Source organism: Vibrio penaeicida, assembly GCF_002933855.1.
GTDB lineage: Bacteria > Pseudomonadota > Gammaproteobacteria > Enterobacterales > Vibrionaceae > Vibrio > Vibrio penaeicida_A.
Genome location: NZ_BFAQ01000050.1, coordinates 63,686 through 77,985, shown reverse-complemented (window position 1 = coordinate 77,985; position 14,300 = coordinate 63,686). Strand labels below are relative to the sequence as shown.

At 44.5% G+C, this 14,300-nt stretch carries 12 protein-coding genes; 5 read left to right on the top strand and 7 right to left on the bottom strand.

Features of this window, described 5'->3' with window-relative positions; all coding sequences use genetic code 11:
- Window positions 1-108 precede the first annotated feature (108 nt).
- Together VPNCDNU1_RS25340 and VPNCDNU1_RS25335 are read right to left on the bottom strand one after the other, a co-directional pair.
- On the bottom strand, window positions 109-1,881 hold the full coding sequence (locus VPNCDNU1_RS25340; RefSeq protein ID WP_104402953.1) for a family 20 glycosylhydrolase: 1,773 nt from the start codon (window positions 1,879-1,881) through the stop codon (window positions 109-111).
- Window positions 1,882-1,892: 11 nt separating this feature from the next.
- Window positions 1,893-2,966, bottom strand: coding sequence for an ROK family transcriptional regulator (locus tag VPNCDNU1_RS25335; protein WP_104402952.1), 1,074 nt, complete (start codon window positions 2,964-2,966; stop codon window positions 1,893-1,895).
- Between the two features lie 237 nt (window positions 2,967-3,203).
- Here VPNCDNU1_RS25335 and VPNCDNU1_RS25330 point away from each other — a divergent pair, with 237 nt between their 5' ends.
- The 4 genes from VPNCDNU1_RS25330 (at window position 3,204) to VPNCDNU1_RS25315 (ending at window position 7,417) form a co-directional block, all read left to right on the top strand.
- Entirely contained in the window at window positions 3,204-4,418 is a 1,215-nt protein-coding gene (locus VPNCDNU1_RS25330; RefSeq protein ID WP_104402951.1) for an ABC transporter substrate-binding protein, read from the top strand.
- 100 nt (window positions 4,419-4,518) lie between these two features.
- The gene (locus tag VPNCDNU1_RS25325) at window positions 4,519-5,451 is read left to right on the top strand and encodes a carbohydrate ABC transporter permease (RefSeq protein ID WP_104402950.1); all 933 of its coding nucleotides are present in this window, start codon (window positions 4,519-4,521) and stop codon (window positions 5,449-5,451) included.
- Window positions 5,452-5,459: 8 nt separating this feature from the next.
- The gene (locus VPNCDNU1_RS25320) at window positions 5,460-6,302 is read left to right on the top strand and encodes a carbohydrate ABC transporter permease (protein ID WP_101112364.1); all 843 of its coding nucleotides are present in this window, start codon (window positions 5,460-5,462) and stop codon (window positions 6,300-6,302) included.
- A gap of 2 nt (window positions 6,303-6,304) precedes the next feature.
- On the top strand, window positions 6,305-7,417 hold the full coding sequence (locus tag VPNCDNU1_RS25315; RefSeq protein ID WP_104402949.1) for an ABC transporter ATP-binding protein: 1,113 nt from the start codon (window positions 6,305-6,307) through the stop codon (window positions 7,415-7,417).
- Window positions 7,418-7,520: 103 nt separating this feature from the next.
- Here VPNCDNU1_RS25315 and VPNCDNU1_RS25310 read toward each other — a convergent pair whose 3' ends face one another.
- The 4 genes from VPNCDNU1_RS25310 to VPNCDNU1_RS25295 form a co-directional block, all read right to left on the bottom strand.
- Window positions 7,521-8,462, bottom strand: a complete 942-nt coding sequence (locus VPNCDNU1_RS25310) for a hypothetical protein (RefSeq protein ID WP_104402948.1) — start codon at window positions 8,460-8,462, stop codon at window positions 7,521-7,523.
- 165 nt (window positions 8,463-8,627) lie between these two features.
- Window positions 8,628-9,680 carry a TRAP transporter substrate-binding protein gene (locus VPNCDNU1_RS25305; protein ID WP_104402947.1) on the bottom strand — a complete coding sequence of 351 codons (1,053 nt, stop codon included), beginning with the start codon at window positions 9,678-9,680 and terminating at the stop codon, window positions 8,628-8,630.
- Between the two features lie 66 nt (window positions 9,681-9,746).
- Complete coding sequence (locus VPNCDNU1_RS25300) at window positions 9,747-11,024, bottom strand: TRAP transporter large permease (RefSeq protein ID WP_104402946.1); 1,278 nt, start codon at window positions 11,022-11,024, stop codon at window positions 9,747-9,749.
- Window positions 11,018-11,542, bottom strand: a complete 525-nt coding sequence (locus VPNCDNU1_RS25295) for a TRAP transporter small permease (RefSeq protein ID WP_104402945.1) — start codon at window positions 11,540-11,542, stop codon at window positions 11,018-11,020. The genes VPNCDNU1_RS25300 and VPNCDNU1_RS25295 overlap by 7 nt, the downstream gene beginning before the upstream one ends.
- Before the next feature lie 547 nt (window positions 11,543-12,089).
- Here VPNCDNU1_RS25295 and VPNCDNU1_RS25290 point away from each other — a divergent pair.
- Complete coding sequence (locus VPNCDNU1_RS25290; protein WP_104402944.1) at window positions 12,090-12,953, top strand: MurR/RpiR family transcriptional regulator; 864 nt, start codon at window positions 12,090-12,092, stop codon at window positions 12,951-12,953.
- 82 nt (window positions 12,954-13,035) lie between these two features.
- Here the strand turns inward: VPNCDNU1_RS25290 and srmB are convergent, their stop codons facing one another.
- Window positions 13,036-14,265 carry an ATP-dependent RNA helicase SrmB gene (gene srmB / locus VPNCDNU1_RS25285; protein ID WP_104402943.1) on the bottom strand — a complete coding sequence of 410 codons (1,230 nt, stop codon included), beginning with the start codon at window positions 14,263-14,265 and terminating at the stop codon, window positions 13,036-13,038.
- Between the last annotated feature and the right edge of the window lie 35 nt (window positions 14,266-14,300).

Genomic DNA, 14,300 nt, shown 5'->3' with positions numbered 1-14,300 from the left:
CCGCGATTAAAAGGCATAGAGATCGAACAAAATCAAACGCCAGCACAGAAATGTGCTGGCGTTTTTAGTTTTGGTTTTAGTTATTGGGTGGGGGTATATTGGGCAGCGTTAGCGTGAAAGTAATTGCCGCAGATATTGAAGGCGAGACATGCTTTGCTTACAACCGCCAAGACGATATTTCTCTTGCCACAAGATGGCGTACTCACTTTCAATTTCTGCGACCTGAAGAACCAATTGCCTTTTCAGCGTCGCAGGGAAATCTTCCACTTCTCGGCATTGGTTTTGAATGTAGCCAATCGCGATATGGCTCGCCAATTTCATTGTTTTGATTGTCCAGAGTAGTTCGCGTTTCAGCAGCGATTCGCTGGATGACTTCACCTGCTTTTCTGTGTTTTCTAATTGGGCGATGCTCCGCCAGATACTTTGCTCATCTTTCAGTTCTGCTCTTCGTATATGGCGACGCGATTTCTGGTCAAACACAAACGGTCCATAAAATGCGCAGTTTGGTGTCGATACACCAGACTCAATGTATGCGTCTTGAAGTTGCAGTAACGTGTCTGTTAGATCGGAATATTCTTTCCCCCAAAAAGTGGTGAGCACATAGCGAATATCCACATCGATATTTTGTTTTTCTCCCCATGCGACAGCAGCGCCAAATGCATAGGCAGGTAAAGAGGTCGAAAACTGTTGAGCATGACCCATATCACCCCATTCCGATATCTGATAACCATGACCTCCAAACTTTTTGGCAGAAATGGCCGCACGCCGCATGTGGATTTTCGCTGCTTGCCAGCGCCCCACAACCGACGCAAAGGTATTGGTTGAAACCACCACCTGAAACGGGTAACCAAATTCGGCTAACTTTGCGTGTTCTTCATCGTAAGGGTGATTCTCTTCATAGCCCCAGTTGAGCAGCTCCAATTCTTTGGGAAGATGAGGAAGGATTTCTGGGTATCGAAACAGCATGTCACTGAATATTTGGCAGTACATTCCCCGTTCACTGGCGATCGTTAACACCTTGGTTAGGTAGTTCAAATAGACTTGCCCTTTCCCAAAAGTCTCACACGCTTGTTTACTTCCATCGACCCCTAAGTCCATGGTTTCATCAAAGTTGATGTTCAGCGTTTTACTGGAAAAATTGGGCAACAACTCGTCAAATAATTCGGCAATGAATTTTGGAACATCCGGGCTTTCGGGGTTTAACCCAAAGGACTCCGGGCGAAAGTCGCCACGTTGGTCGTAAAAGCCTGAAGTTTGTTCTGCCAAATGCGTGTATTCCGGATGGCAGAGCCATTTTTCCATGTGCCCAAATGTCGCTTGATTAGGAATCAACTCGATGCCTTTGGTTTTACAATAGTAATCCAGTGCGCGAATTTGTTCGGGGGTGAGTGGATCGTAATCTTGCCAAACTTTGTGGTGCTGCTGGTACGAAAAAGCATGTTCAGTATAAAACTGCAGCTGATTGATTCTGAGTGATGACCAGTAATCGATGAGCTCGAATAAGGTGTGCATCGTCGGGATCTTGTCTCGGCTCACATCCAGAATCACACCACGTTGCGAGAAATCGGGTTTATCGAAAAGCGTCAGTTGTGGCAATGACGAAGAGCACTGGCAAACCAATTGAGCCATGATGTGATGAGCGTACAGAATGCCCAGCTCATCGCAATGCTTGATCAACACGACATCCTTTCTGATCTCAATGCCAAAAGATTGCTCTGTAAACTCGCTATGATATTGGTATTCAACTTGTGGCGATGATATACGCTCACCTTGAACACGCGGGATCATGCCTCGTGTTAAGCCGGGAATAAATAATGGATCGCTATTAAGAAACTGAATCGACTTTGGTTCAGGAAACAATGTTGGGCAAAATTCTGCCATACGGACCTCAGTTAAATACGACTATCAGAGGGCAGCACGCTAAACAGCGCGATATCCTGAGTGATAAGTTTCTGCCACGCCATTGCAGCGGCTCCAGCCGAGACCGCTTGAGTGCCCAAGGTGGAAAAACTAATGCAGGGATCCCACGTTTTAGGACCATCAGTGTTGGCAAGTTTCTGATCTATATTGGCAACTAGATTGGCACCATAGCGTTGGGCTTCACCGCCAATAATGACGTTATGGATGTTCATCAAGCGCCCCATGATGACAAGCGAAGACGCAAATTCTTGGAGGATCAGAGACAAATCGGCTGATTCTGTGCCATGTATCAGCTCACTTTTATATTGACCGGCTGAAAAGTCATCACCATAGAAGAGTTTATCGTTCAACACGAAACCCAAACCAATCCCTAAATGCTCAGAGTCGGTATTGCGATGGTGAGAGGTAAACAGCACATAGATAAAATTGGTGGTGGGCTCACGGCGTGTTTGCATCATTTCCCCCCAAGCAGCGCAATTGGCATCGTTATCAATGAAGATCGGATAAGCAAATATTTGGCTGAGTTGATCCACTAACGCCAGTGGCTTATATATTTCGAGCGCATTAGACAGCGACACATGCCCGCTCTCCGGATCCACCAAGCCAGGTAACCCGATACCAATGGCGAGAATTTTATGGAACTTATCTTCTATTTCTCGAAGTACAGGTGTTAGCACATGGGCGATTTCGGAAATGACACCTCGCTTGGGCTGGAACGGGATAATGGTGCGATAAACAATTAGGCAATCCACATTCACTACCGAAACGTTAATCACGCTATCGGTGAGCTCAATACCAACTAAAACACCAATATCTGAATTGAGAGAAAGTGACACCTTCGGTCGCCCGCCTTTACTATTGGAAGGTTTAGCGGTGACTTCTGAAATCAAGTTCTTTTCCGTCAGCAACCCTACAATTTTAGTAATGGTGGATTTATCCAGTCCGAGTTGCTCTGCGACTTCAACCCGCGAAATTCGGTTATGACGCCAGATGCTATCGATGACTCTGGATATGTTGACAATCTTACTGTTTTGGCTTGGCTTCATAGTTAAGTTGATTGTGGAAACTAATTAATAATATCCTTTATAGCGACTTCAATATTACTATTCAAGAACAAAAATTAAGCGTTTTGATCTATTCAATTAAAGTATGATCTAAGTATCTTTTCTTATTTTTCATTGATAATTTTGTTACTTATTTGTGATCACGATCGTTGTATAGTGCAAAAAATAGCCTAGATTATATAGTTAGTTTCCTGTGTAAACTAACTAGAGGATAAAACAATGAAGTTTAAGAAAGGAGTTAAAGCACTGGTAGCATTAACAGCATTTACCGTCGCTTTACCTATCTCTGCAATTGCAGAAGAAACCCTAACTATATGGACATGGCGCAAACAGGAGCGTCCTCTATGGGAAGCTGTATCTAAGAATATGAAAGACCTCAATGTTAAGGTCGAGGTTTTTAAAGGCGTGGATTACAACTCTCGTCTTCGTCTTGGTTTACAAAGTGACGGCGGTCCGGATTTATTCCAAGGTCGTCCTGGTGCTTCCTTTATTGATCAATACGCTAAGGCGGATGTGATTAAGCCAGTTAGTGACGATGTGGATTTATCTGGTATTTCTCCAGCAACATTGGGTGCAGCGACAGGCTCGGATGGCAAGGTTTATGGTGTTCCATTTGCCGTTCAAACTGTGCAAATCATCTATAACAAAGATATCTTTGATAAGCACAATATCAAAGAACCTCAATCACTCGACGAATTTGAGCAAATTATGAAAACGCTGAAAGCGGCAGGTGTGACACCGCTTGAAGTACCAGGGCGAGCTGGTTGGGCATTGGCCATGATGAGCGCAGGTCTTGAGGCGGGATTGTCTGGTGACGGTATGGCAAAAGTTGCTGCGCGTGATGAACCGTTTACCGCTAGCGGCTATCAAAAAGTCGTGGACACCTTCGCTACTTGGAAGCCGTACATTAACCCTTCGGCAGCAGCACAAGATTACAACGGTATGCGTGCGAATGTAGCTTTGGGCGATTCTGCCATGATTATTGATGGCTTATGGTCAACATCTCCATTATCAACCATTGCTCAGACCAATCCAGATGCCAATTTGGGTCTTATGCCAGTCCCAGGAGCTGGAGGGAAAGTCTATGCTTTTGCTGATGGCGCGTATTTAGTCAATGCCAATAGCGAGAAAAAGGCGGCGGCGGATAAGTTGTTAGCGTATACCGCAACTAAAGAGTTCGCACAGTTGTTTGCTGATCACGTAGGTGAACTTTCTACTTATGCATCTGGCATTCAGTATGAAGGGGCACATCAGGCTGAAGCTGCGACCTTTGTATCCAACCAAGCGCAAGCGCACTTGACTTGGAAAGGACCATTCAATGTTCAGTATGAAGAGGTTGTCGGCCCTGCGTTTCAGAAATTCTTAGCGGGTAAAGTTGACAGTAAAGGGTTGTCTGAAGAAATTGAAAAAGGTTTCAAAGCCAAAAATCTGTAGTGACCTCTCTGTCATAGCAAAAAGAAAAACGTAAAAACAAAAAGAAAGACGGCGACCTGAATATACAGGTCGCCTATATACCCATACCGCTGGAGTCAGTATGACCGAGTTTTCCCGCCCCAAAGGATTGAGCTTCAAGCAGAAAGAAAAGATTCAGTACATGTTGTTACTGATTCCCGGCTGCTTGTTGTATGGGGTATTTAACCTTTTGCCCCTATTCGGCACATTAGTGCTGTCCTTTTTTGACTGGCCAGGCATAGGGCCTGCCACTTTTGTTGGATTTGATAATTTTACCAAGCTGTTAACTGATGACTACATGAGTACCCAGCTTTGGAATGCGTTTTACCAAACCGTATTGTTCTTCGCTATTTGTATCTCTGTGTTTCTTTTATTGGGAACGGCTTTTGCGCTGGTATTGAGTTGGAATACGGTAGGAAAATCTGGCTATAAGCTTCTGTTCTTTATGCCTTATCCGTTAGCTGCTGTCGCAGTCGCATTTCTAGGTCAACTCGTGGTAGATGTGCGCGGTCCTCTAAATCAGCTATTAATGAATTGGGAATTGATTTCTGCACCTCTGATGTTTTTAGGGGATGAAAGTGCAGCGCTTCCAACTATCGCATTGTTCCAATCTTGGCAGAAGCTAGGGTTCTCGATCATGTTGATTCTCTCTGCAATTCTTGGCGTTCGCTCCGACTTGCTAGAAGCTGCAGTATTGGATGGTGCAAGCCGCTGGCAGTGCATTCGACATGTTGTGTTTCCTGTTTTGGCGCCTGCGTTTGTCCTTATTACTATTTTGACCATGGTTGATGTGTTCAATAACGCTGAGTATGTCTTGATTCTCATGGGACCCGATGCCGGACCTTATTACTCAACAGACATCATGGGCACATTCCAGTATCGAACCGCATTTGGAACCAGTGGTGGTTCCGGAACGGCTGATCTTGGTATGGCTGCTGCCATTGGCATGGTGATCTCTGTTTTGATTTTGCCGGCAACGATTTATTTGGCACTTAGAAACATGCGTAATCGATAGGGAAGGTCATGGAACGTATATTCAAACTCAAACCTTTAGAGCAGGTGGTGGTTCAGTTTTTATTGCTGACTTGGGCTCTGATCGTCGCACTTCCCTTTGGCTTGGCTTTCATTAACTCGGTGAAAGGAAATCTAGGGCAGGTGATCCGCTCGCCATTTGGCATGCCACAAGAATGGCATTTTGAAAACTATCTCAGCGCTTGGGAGCAAGCGAATTTCAGCAGCTACTTTTTAAACTCATTGATCATCAGTTTAGGTACGGTCGTGCTTGCGGTTGCATTCAGTACCATGGTGGCCTTTGTACTGGCGCGAGTACAATTCAAAGGCAATAGGCTGATTTTTATTCTGTTTATGCTGGGTGTTATCGTCCCTCTACGTTTGGCTATGGCACCGTTGTTTGTCGTAGTGCAAAGTCTGGATCTTTTAAACTCTTTACTCGGTATTATTTTGGTTCAGGCCGCAAGCATGATGCCTGTCGCGGTTTTCATACTCAGTACATTCTTCAAAAACTTGTCGCCTGAAATAGAACAAGCGGCGCGGGTGGATGGCGCTTTGCCTTTCCAAATCTACTGGCGCATTGTGTTGCCATTGGTTAAGCCTGCGATTGCGACGGTAGCATTGCTGTCGTTTGTGAGTGCGTGGAATGAGTACATCTTCCCTCTTTTGTTTTTGCAAGACAGGGACTTGTATCCGTTAACGCTTGGCTTGCAAGAGTTTCAAAATGAATTTGCCATTCAGTGGCACATGATGTTTGCAGGGTTGATCATCATGATGGCACCAACACTTATCGCATTTTTGCTGGCATCCAAAGCCTTTATTCAAGGTCTGACTCAAGGTGGAATTAAGGAATAACCATGGCTCACGTAGTACTAAAAAACATCAAGAAATCTTATGGCAAAGTGGATGTTCTTAAAGGCATCGACCTTGAAATCAATGACAAAGAATTTGTGACTTTTGTGGGGCCTTCAGGCTGTGGTAAATCGACCTTACTCCGTATGATTTCAGGGCTGGAAGAACCGACTTCCGGCGAGATATTCATCGATGACAGGGACGTTACCGATGAAGCACCTGCGGATCGTGAAATTGCTATGGTGTTCCAATCCTATGCGCTGTATCCGCAAATGACGGTACGAGAGAATATGTCCTTTGCCCTCTCGATAGATAAACGCCCTAAGGAAGAGATCACCAAGAAAGTGAATCACGCAGGGAAAATGCTAAAGCTCGACCAATTGTTTGACCGCTTACCTAAAGAGCTTTCGGGCGGCCAGCGTCAAAGGGTAGCGATTGGGCGTGCGATTGTGCGCAACCCTAAGTTGTTTTTATTTGATGAGCCTCTTTCTAACCTAGATGCTGAACTTAGAGTAGATATGCGGATTCAAATTGCCGAGCTGCACCGTACTCTAGCAACCAGCATGGTTTATGTTACCCACGATCAGGTTGAAGCAATGACACTAGCCGACAAGATTGTGGTGCTTCGTGATGGCAGCGTAGAGCAAGTAGGGCCGCCGCTTGAGCTTTATTATCATCCTAAAAACCAGTTTGTTGCTGGGTTCATCGGTTCTCCGAAAATGAACTTCATCCCTGTTACTGTACTGGAATCCAGTGAGACGCAAACGACAGTCAGCATTGCAGATCGTTATCGCCTGACTTTACCAAGAAATGGTGCTCATTTAGCGTCTGGCGATAAAATCACATTGGGTATTCGTCCTGAACATTTGGTTGTAAAAGAGGCGGTAGAAGAAGGGCGTTGTATTGTGCCAATGACGATTAATGTGGCTGAATATTTAGGGGCGGTTTCTTACGTTCATTGCTACTCAGGTGATATAGAAAAGCTGAGTCTGATGTTGGATGGTGAAGAAGCGGTATCGCACAAACTGGATAATGGGCAGATTCTGCATATCGAACTTAGAGAGCAGTATTGCCATCTTTTCGATATTGACCAGCAAGCTCTGCCTTTGGTCAAATAGCCAGATTATTTGGAATCAACGAAAAAGCAAAGCCGCTTATTGGTAGCGGCTTTGTTGATTTCTATTTCAGAATGATAGCTTTATCAGCTTCTTTTAGCGCAAGCTACTGGCTTAAAATCGCCTTCATGCGTTCAATCACTTCTGGTGAATTCACCACAGGTGAGCGCAACATCAGCAGCGCAAAGTTATCCGCCAAGATTTCTTCAGGGTGAATAATGTAGTTGGTGTTGGTGCCGACTTGTTCAAAAAAGCCTGTTAGCTTAGCGCGATCAACTATCACGGGTTCATCATCGTCGTATGTCCATTCTCCATTTTTGTCTGCCACCACTAAAAATTTGAATTGCAGATAATTGAAGAACTCGCCGCCTTTTTTCAGATCGTATTTTTCAGAAACCGAATACAAGATTGGCATTGCCCATACTTGTCCGTTGTTCAACCCAACTTTAATGGCATAGTCGTTTACGGGCGCATCAGGGTTAGTGATTTTTCTGTCTTCCAAATCATCAGGAAATTCAATTTCGCCAACATGTTGAAATCCGATGCTTTGGTAAAGCTCGTCCTTTTTCGCAGAATTTAGGCGAGTATAGATATGGAAAATTTCATGAGCCATGATGCGTTTTAGCTCGATACCAAGTTCGAGTTTGTTGCGCTGCAAAATAATGGCTTTCCCACGGGTATACGCCGCTGTGCCTTCTTCTTTTCCCGTCGTTAAAATCATTTTGATTTCTTCTGGCAAATCCAAGGGGTATTTCGATAACTCCTTTTGTAAATTGGTGTAGACATCTTGTACCTTGGCTTTGTCCTCCGCTGTCCAATCGAGCGTATTTGCTCGCACGAAACGGCGAAACTCCGGCTTAATGATGTGGTCTTCGGTTTTCATGCGCGCTTCCATATCAAACTGGCTCAGACGGCGCATGAATGCATCATTTTTTCCAAGTTCTTTTGCTGACTGTTTGGCACTTAGAAAAGTCAGTTCTGGTGTGGCTAGGCTGGAAAAGCTAATGCTAACCAGTGCGGTGATAAGTAGGGTTTTCAATGTTTTCAAAAATTACCTCCAACAGCTTTGATTTAAAATCTTTTGATTATTGCCATTGTGAGGATACTGAGACGACTTCACAGTAAATTACTGGAAGTGGTAAAAAGAAATGCGATCAATATAAAATCAAGTGCATATTAAGCTTTGGTAAAAACTTAATATGCACAGGTTAGATTACTGAAGGTAAGCCGATTGGTTAGCAGAATCCACTTCTTTTAAGAATAGGTTCAGCAATTCTTCTCCTTTCTTGCCATGTGTCTCTTTAATGTATGCTTTGATTGTTGGTTGAGTAACATCGCGCATTTTCTGGCGTTGTTCATCGGTTAAAGAGTTCACTTTCATTTTTTTCTTCAGACCTTCCAAACCACGATCTTCTGATGCTTCTATTAGTCGAGACAACCCTCGGTTAGCGCTTAATGCAATTTGCACGGCATCGCGCACGATTTTTTGTTCATTGGCAGACAAGCCATCAAAGAAATCGCGATTGATCATAAAGGTGTACGGTGCGAATAGGTGATTCGTTAAGGTCAGGTACTTTTGTACTTCATTGAATTTTGCGAATGACACGGTTGGAATGGGGTTCATTTGCCCATCTATTACGCCAGTTTGTAAAGATGAATACACTTCTCCCCAAGAAAGAGGGTAGGCCTGCGCCCCTAAAGATTGAATGATTTTTTGGTGAGTCGGCAACGTCATTGTTCGAATGCGCAGCCCTTTAAAATCATCCAAAGAGGTCAAGGCGCGTTTCGAGTTGGTGACAGAGAAAAAGCCGCCTGTATCTGGAAAACCAAGTACTCGTACATCTTTTATTTCTGATTCAATATCGGACGCGAGTGCTTTGCCAAAAGGACCATCAAGCACGTCATACGTTGCGGCATTGTTGTTAAAAGCAAATGGAACATCCAAAACACCAATACGTGGATAATATCCTGCCAATGCGCCAACGGATGAGAGTGTTCCTTGAAGCTGCCCATCCTTGACCATCTGTATGTGTTCCTTCGCGCTACCTAATTGATTGCTCGGGAATACTTGAACTTTTATTTCGCCATTTGATGCAGTTTCGACAATGTTTTTAAACACACCAGTAAATGCGTGTGCTGGGTTTTCCATAATGTCAGCTTTATTATCGTGACCAATTCGCAATACCTTTGTAGCCATGGCGTAAGGTGCAGCAACCATACTGACGGCCAGCGTTGCAGCAAGGAAAGTTTTCGACAAATGTTTCATCATTACTCCTTTAATGTGTTGTTTTTGTAGCAGGTTGTTTTTTTTGTAGGTTGATCGTGTATCGGATCAATACCCAAGCAGCCTTGGTATAAACAGCACCAAGTCTGGGAAGTAAGCGATAGTGAACAGCAATAGCAGCTGTCCAATTAAGAAAGGCATTAGCTCTTTGGCTATTCCTTCAATGCGAGCACCGGTAACGGAAGAAAGCACGAATAAACAGGCTCCTATTGGCGGTGTCATCAGCGATATATTGAGAGCCAACACAAACACGATGCCAGCATGAAGAGGGTGCATCCCTATTTCCGCGGTGAGTGGCACCAAAATAGGCGCGAGGATGATCAACATAACGTTAATATCCATCAGCATTCCCACCACTAAAAGCAAGCTGATGATCAAGAACAAGATGATGTGAGGGTTGTCGGACAGCGAGATAAAGAAATCGGCAATCATCTGGGGGATTTGATTGAAACTCAGCCACCAACCAAGAATGGATGCCGACCCAATGATGAGGTAAATCACTGCCGAAATCTGTGCAGTGCGGATCACCATTTGAAACAGTGCAGGAAACGTCAGATTTCGATAGACGAAGAAACCGATGATCATTGCGTAAGCCACGGCTATGGATGCCGCTTCTGTTGGCGTGACAATACCAAATACGATACCACCCAAAATGATCAGCGGCATAAGCAGCGCGAGCGAAGACTGTCTAAAATGAACAAGCACTTCTTTCAGCGATGCTTTCTCGCTCATTTGGGGTAAATTTTTGCGTTTTCCCATAGCGGCAATGATGGCCATGCAGACTAAGCACACCAATAACCCTGGCAATATACCTGTAGCAAATAAGCCACCAATGGACACCCCCATAAGCGATCCATACACCACCATTAAACCGGATGGGGGAATTGTCGGACCTATGATGGAACCCGCCGCCGTAACGGCGCAAGCATACGATCGGCTATAGCCTTGCTTTTCCATAGCTGGCACAAGAGTTCGACCAAACGCCGCGGCATCAGCGGTGGCGCTTCCGGTGATTCCTGAAAAGAATACGGACGCAACCATATTGGAGTGAGCAAGCCCACCACGAAAATGTCCAACAAGGGCTTCTGCTAAATACACCAGCCGATTGGTGATACCTGTAAAATTCATGATTTCACCAGCAAGAATGAAAAACGGCATCGCAAGGAAAGGGAAAATGTTTAAGCCGTTAAAAATTTTGCTGGGTGCTAATGAAGCAAAGTGTGCACCGCCAACATCAAACATTCCGCTTATACCTGCTACACCTAATGCGATGGCTATCGGAGCGCCAAGTAACATCAATAAAAGAAACAACCCACCAACTAACATGCTTTCTCCTCCTGAGCGGAAGTGCCATTCGGCGTATTGTCAGTGCCTAAGCAATCCTCTAACCACACGAGTAACGCTTGGAAGCCTGAGAGGAAAAAGGTGACGGGGACCGCTGCATAGGCGTATGACATGGGAAGAGAGAAAACAGTTGAGAGTTGATTGGCTCCTTTCATAGCAAAGAAGTAGCCGAGATAAGCGATATAGAAAAAGAATGCGCAGGTTAAAAGCCCCAATACTCGATGAATAAGAATTCTCACATGTTCAGGGAATCGACGAACCACAAATTCCAAGCCCATATGTTCTCGCCCTGCAGTACAACAAGGAACTGCCATTAAGATTGCCCAAATCATGATGTAACGTGCCAGCTCTTCAACCCAAACCAATTGCCATTGGAAAACGTAGCGATCAAGCACCCCAATCCACACGTCCAATATGAGCAATAGGGTAAGAATGCCCACAGCGAATTGGTTGGCTTTATTGAGCTTATGTTTGATGCTTGAAATGACAGACTTCTGCATGACGACTCCTTTCGATCTGCAAGTAGAGTTCTTGATTTGCTCGAAAGTTAATGTAGCGACGATGATTGTTTATAACTGATAAAAAGATCACATTTATGATAGTTTCTAACATTGATGGTTGTTGTGATTTAAGTGTATGAAAATAAATGATTTATAATCAATTCTTTGATCTGTGGTGTTGAAACTATCACGTTGTAATTCGTTGTTTTTCGGTCGATAAATGAGCAGGATTAGTCATGAACTCAAAAAAGTAACAAAGCATACATTTAGTCTCTTTATTTGATTGGTATCACAAGTTAAAAATTGATCAGCTTGTTGGGGAGATTTCTAATTCATTAATTATTATGAATAAAGCTGGATTTAGTGTGTGATTTTTGCTTTTTGGGAATGTAACAATTCTGATAGTTCGAGTAAGGCTATTTAGTGATCTAGCGCTCATTGAACATCGGTAGAGTATGGCAAGATGTTTAATTCTGTTAGAAAATATCTAACTAATAAAATGTTAGGATCAACGATCCTGAGCAATCAATAAAAGTGAGAACGTTACGTGTCTGTGGATATCGATATTCTTTCTAAAATCAGCGAACGTTATTCCAGCCTACGAGACGCTGAAAAGAAAGTCGCCAATTACATTGCTGATGATCTATCGTCAGCGGCGAATGCCAGTATTACCGAGATGGCACAACAAGCCAACGTGAGTGAAGCGACCATTACACGGTTTGCCAAAGCCGTCGAATGTCGTAATGTGCGCGATTTGAAAATTAAACTGGCGCAGTCTTTAGCTGTTGGGCAACGTTTTATTGATGAACCTATTGATCAGACTGGTATGCAAGGTGTTTATGAATCCATAAAGCATACAATGGATATGAACCGCAAAGTGATCAATGAAGAGGATATCCGCCAATGTGCTGAGTGGATCCATGGAGCCCGTCAGACATTAGCAATAGGGATGGGGGGCGGTTCTACTATGGTCGCACAAGAGTTCCAACATCGGTTGTTTCGCCTTGGATACCCTGTGACTGCTTACAATGATGGATTGCTCGCACGGATGGTTGCCGCGACTGCTGATAGTAATGACTTGTTGATAGTGATGTCGGTGACAGGGTATACGCCAGCGATTATTGAGGTGGCTGAGACCGCCAAGCAATATGGAGTGAAGGTTATTGGAATCACGAGCAGTGGAAGCCCACTGTCGAAAGTCTGCGATATCATTTTGCCTATTGTTACGCAGGAAACGGATTTTATATACAAACCTTCAGCTTCTCGCTACGCCATGTTGGCACTGGTGGATGTGCTTTCTATGGAGTTAGCCGTCAGCCATAAACGCCGTTCTCGTGATCGCCTTCGTCGATTAAAAGTTGCGTTGGATTCGCATCGTGGTGGTGGCGACAGGCAGCCTTTGGGCGATTAGACTAGTATTTCTTTCTATTCGAAAACAAAAAGAGGTCGCTCATCGCGACCTCTTTTTGATGTAGTGCAGTTCGTTGATAGTATTACTTTTTCTTTTTAACACCTGATTTTTTCTTTTCTGCTTTCTTTGCCACTTTCTTTTTGTTCTTCTTCTTAAAAGTCGGCTTTTTATGCTGAGGTCTCAAGCCTTCAACAAAGCGTTCTTTGATGTCTTCTTTTGTATAGCGAGCAACGCGATCTAGCATAGGTTGATCGTGTGCTTCAACAATAGAGAGAGCATTTCCTTTTTTGCCAGCACGAGCGGTTCGCCCAATGCGGTGAAGGTATACGTCAGCAGTTCGCGGCATGTCGAAGTTAATAACATGAGAAACATCGGGTAAATCGATACCGCGGGCCGCAACGTCAGTAGCTAGAAGCACATTAACTTCACCGTCACGGAAACGGCGAATGGCATTGTTGCGGCGATCTTGTGGCATTTCACCTTGGATCCAAGCGCAATTTATCTGCGCGCTTTCTAAGTGTGCACGTAACTCGGCAAGACGATCGCGCGTTTTAAGAAAGACAATGGAGCGCTCTGCTTGCTCTGTTATGATGTGCTTAAGGAGAGCTAATTTGTGATCCATGGTATCGGCACGGTGATACCACTGAGTAATTTTTTTGCGCTCGCGACGTGAAGGTTCGGCATCCAGTTCTGCTGGCTCTTTGAGTAGATCGGCAGTAAAGCCTTCAACTCCACGCCCCTCTAAGGTCGCGGAAAACAGCATGGATTGTTTACGCCAGCGACACTCTGAAGACAAACGATCAACAGTCGGGCCAAAACCCATGTCCAGCATGCGGTCGGCTTCATCCAATATCAACCATTCAATAGCACGACAGTCAAAACGTTCCGCTTCAATGTATTCCATTAAACGACCTGGTGTCGCAACAACAATATCTTGAGTAGTGGAAAGGATGTCGGCATGTTCTTGGTACTGAACACCACCCGTGATGGTGAAGATCTTTAAATTCGTATTTTTCGCCAATGCTCTAGCTTGATCTGCAACCTGCATTGCCAATTCGCGAGTAGGAGTCAGGATCAAAATTCGCGCTGGGCCGGCTTTACGACGCGGAAAGTCTTGTAGGTATTGCAGCGCAGGAATGACAAATGCGGCTGTTTTACCTGTACCAGTAGGCGCAGAAGCTAAAATATCGCGACCGTCTAGTGCTTGTGGAATGGCTTCAGCCTGAATTTGAGTTGGGCGTTCATACCCCATCTCTTCAATGGCCTCCAGCAAATTTGGATCTAAATCGAGTTCAGCAAAAGTTCTGATCACAGTGGGTCTCCACAAGCGTGCGAATAAATAATTGG

What these genes read in the sequence shown, in the direction of transcription:
- VPNCDNU1_RS25340 (WP_104402953.1), bottom strand. Translation starts at nt 1,881, where the DNA reads ATGGCAGAATTTTGCCCAACATTGTTTCCTGAACCAAAGTCGATTCAG.
- VPNCDNU1_RS25335 (WP_104402952.1), bottom strand. Translation starts at nt 2,966, where the DNA reads ATGAAGCCAAGCCAAAACAGTAAGATTGTCAACATATCCAGAGTCATC.
- VPNCDNU1_RS25330 (WP_104402951.1), top strand. Translation starts at nt 3,204, where the DNA reads ATGAAGTTTAAGAAAGGAGTTAAAGCACTGGTAGCATTAACAGCATTT.
- VPNCDNU1_RS25325 (WP_104402950.1), top strand. Translation starts at nt 4,519, where the DNA reads ATGACCGAGTTTTCCCGCCCCAAAGGATTGAGCTTCAAGCAGAAAGAA.
- VPNCDNU1_RS25320 (WP_101112364.1), top strand. Translation starts at nt 5,460, where the DNA reads ATGGAACGTATATTCAAACTCAAACCTTTAGAGCAGGTGGTGGTTCAG.
- VPNCDNU1_RS25315 (WP_104402949.1), top strand. Translation starts at nt 6,305, where the DNA reads ATGGCTCACGTAGTACTAAAAAACATCAAGAAATCTTATGGCAAAGTG.
- VPNCDNU1_RS25305 (WP_104402947.1), bottom strand. Translation starts at nt 9,680, where the DNA reads ATGAAACATTTGTCGAAAACTTTCCTTGCTGCAACGCTGGCCGTCAGT.
- VPNCDNU1_RS25300 (WP_104402946.1), bottom strand. Translation starts at nt 11,024, where the DNA reads ATGTTAGTTGGTGGGTTGTTTCTTTTATTGATGTTACTTGGCGCTCCG.
- VPNCDNU1_RS25295 (WP_104402945.1), bottom strand. Translation starts at nt 11,542, where the DNA reads ATGCAGAAGTCTGTCATTTCAAGCATCAAACATAAGCTCAATAAAGCC.